The following is a 2,303-nucleotide window of genomic DNA, read 5'->3' on the forward strand; positions in this document are numbered from 1 at the left end:
TGGGTGCGGCTCTCTTGTAGTGAGCTGGTGATGCCGTGCGCCGTTGCCGTTCGTGGTCGAACGGCGGATCGTCGTGTTCCAGGACGTGGTCTTGGAGGCGGCGATGGTGTCGTGGCTGGAGGAACTCGATCGGCGGGAGGCTGCCGCACGAGAGGACATCGCCGAACTGCGGGACCGCATCGAGGAGTTGACCAAGCGTCTTGCTGAGCGGGAGGAAGTGTTGTCCCGGCTGCAGATCACGCGGGAGACGATGACCGAGATCCTGTCCGGCGACGAGACAATCTCGGTTGCCGGGGCGGAAGGGGACGCGGGCGAGGCGGAGACGGAGGAGCACCATTTGCCGGTGGGATCGCCGGTCGGGGTGCGGTTGGTGCCGCAGTGGACGCCCGAGCTGGTCGTGGGGGCGCTGCCGCGTTCGTACCGGGACATCGTTGAGGTGCTCGCGGATGCGGTGCATCCGATGCGGGCGCATCACATCTGTGCCGCGCTGGGCTTGTCGACGGACAAGAGCAAGGTGGAAGGCTTCCGGTCGAGACTGAAACGGCTGGTCGAGCGGGGCTGGCTGACGGAGGCGGAGCCGGGACTGTTCGCGTCGCAGCCCGCGGTGACGGCGGGCGCGGTTGCGCCGGAGCAAGGCGGCACAGAGGGCTCGCACCGCCGCGCCGGTGTGGGGTCGGGCCCTCGTCCCTAGCGTCGAAGGTGCCACCCATTCATCCGCCCGAAAAGCGAGAGCCCGATGACCGCAGGCTATGCGGCCGCCGCGACGGCTGACCCCTTTGACCGAGCCGCTTCTTTCCTCACTTGTCTCATCGATTCCCTCTCCCGTCCCGAAGCATTGCTCCTGCCCCACGAACGGGTCGAGGAAGACGCCGAGAACGGGGCGAGGGAGCTGGCCCGCCTCCTCCTGCAGGGCCACTTCGACCTGCGCGCCCGCCGGGAGGAAGCCGCACTGGCGGCCCTCGACACCGGCGGGCGGGCCCAGCTCGCCGCGGGCCGGACCCGCCTGGAGAAGGGACATCGGCGCCAACTGGCCACCGTGGTCGGGCCGGTGACCGTCACCCGCTGCGCACTGCGCGCTGCGGGCCTGCCCAACCGTTATCCGGCCGACGAGGTGCTGGGGCTGCCGCGCGAGCGGCACAGCCTGGGGCTGCGCCGGCTGGTGGTGCTGGAAGCGGTCCGCGGTTCCTACGACCACGCCCTGGACGCGATCGAACGCCGCTGCGGGACGCGGGCGGTGGGCAAACGCCAGGCCGAACAGCTCGTGCAGGCAGCCGCGGTGGACATCGCGGCTTTCTATGCCGCCCGCGCCCCTGCCCCGGCTGGCAGCCGGACGCTGCTGGTGCTCAGTGTCGACGGCAAAGGGATCGTGATGCGCCCGGGGCATCTGCGGGAAGCGACACGGAAGGCGGCGGAGCGTGCGACGCGCACGTTCCGCACCCGGCTGTCCGCCGGGGAGAAGACGTGCCGCAAGCGGATGGCCACCCTCGCCGTCGTCCACGACGCGGAACCGGCCGTGCGCCGGCCGCACGACATCATCGCCCCGCCCGGCGGCCGCACCACCCGCCGCACCCCGCGCAAAGGGCCCAAGGCCCGCGCGAAATGGCTCACCGCCTCGGTCCAGCACGACGCCGACCACGTCATTGCCGCCGCGTTCGACCAGGCAGAAGCCCGTGACCCGCAGCACCGCCGGTGCTGGGTGGTCCTGGTCGACGGCGCTGAGCACCAGTTGGAGTTGATCCATGCGCAGGCCGCCCGACGGGGCGTCACCATCCATGTCGTCCTCGACATCGTCCACGTGATCGAGAAGCTGTGGGCGGCCTCGCGGTGCTTCCACACCGCCACCGATCCGGACGCCGAGACCTGGGTCGGCACCCAGGCCGCCCGGATCCTGGCCGGCGACGCCCTCGGCGCCGTCACCGGCATCCGCGCACAAGCCGACCGGCTGGACCTGTCCCCAGACCAACGGGCGGCAGCGGACCGGGCCTGCCGCTACCTGGAGAACAACGCCGCCTATCTCCACTACGACCAGGCACTCGCGGCCGGATGGCCGATCGCCAGCGGCATCGCCGAAGGCGCCGCACGTCATCTGGTGGCCGACCGACTCGATATCACCGGCAGCAGGTGGACCGTCCCCGGAGCCGAAGCCGTCCTGACCCTCCGGGCCCTCATCAGCAACGGCGACTTCCCGCAGTACTGGACCTTCCACACCCACAGAGAACGCGAACGCCTCTACCCCCGGCCCGACCGGCACAACTACGAACTCCTGGCCTGACCGGCAAGCTCACTCCACGAGAGCCGCACCC

At 70.8% G+C, this 2,303-nt stretch carries 2 protein-coding genes; both read left to right on the forward strand.

The window, feature by feature from the left end:
* The first annotated feature begins 43 nt into the window (after window positions 1-43).
* Window positions 44-691, forward strand: coding sequence for a hypothetical protein (locus OO70_RS50150; protein ID WP_051742510.1), 648 nt, complete (start codon window positions 44-46; stop codon window positions 689-691).
* Between the two features lie 45 nt (window positions 692-736).
* Window positions 737-2,272 (forward strand): ISKra4 family transposase, encoded by a 1,536-nt coding sequence (locus OO70_RS50155; protein ID WP_078651920.1) that lies wholly within the window; start codon window positions 737-739, stop codon window positions 2,270-2,272.
* Window positions 2,273-2,303: the final 31 nt, after the last annotated feature.

It is taken from the genome of Streptomyces xylophagus (genome assembly GCF_000716435.1).
Lineage (GTDB): Bacteria > Actinomycetota > Actinomycetes > Streptomycetales > Streptomycetaceae > Streptomyces > Streptomyces xylophagus.

Excerpts from the sequence above, each read along its gene's own strand:
- OO70_RS50155 (WP_078651920.1), top strand. The coding sequence starts at position 737 with ATGACCGCAGGCTATGCGGCCGCCGCGACGGCTGACCCCTTTGACCGA.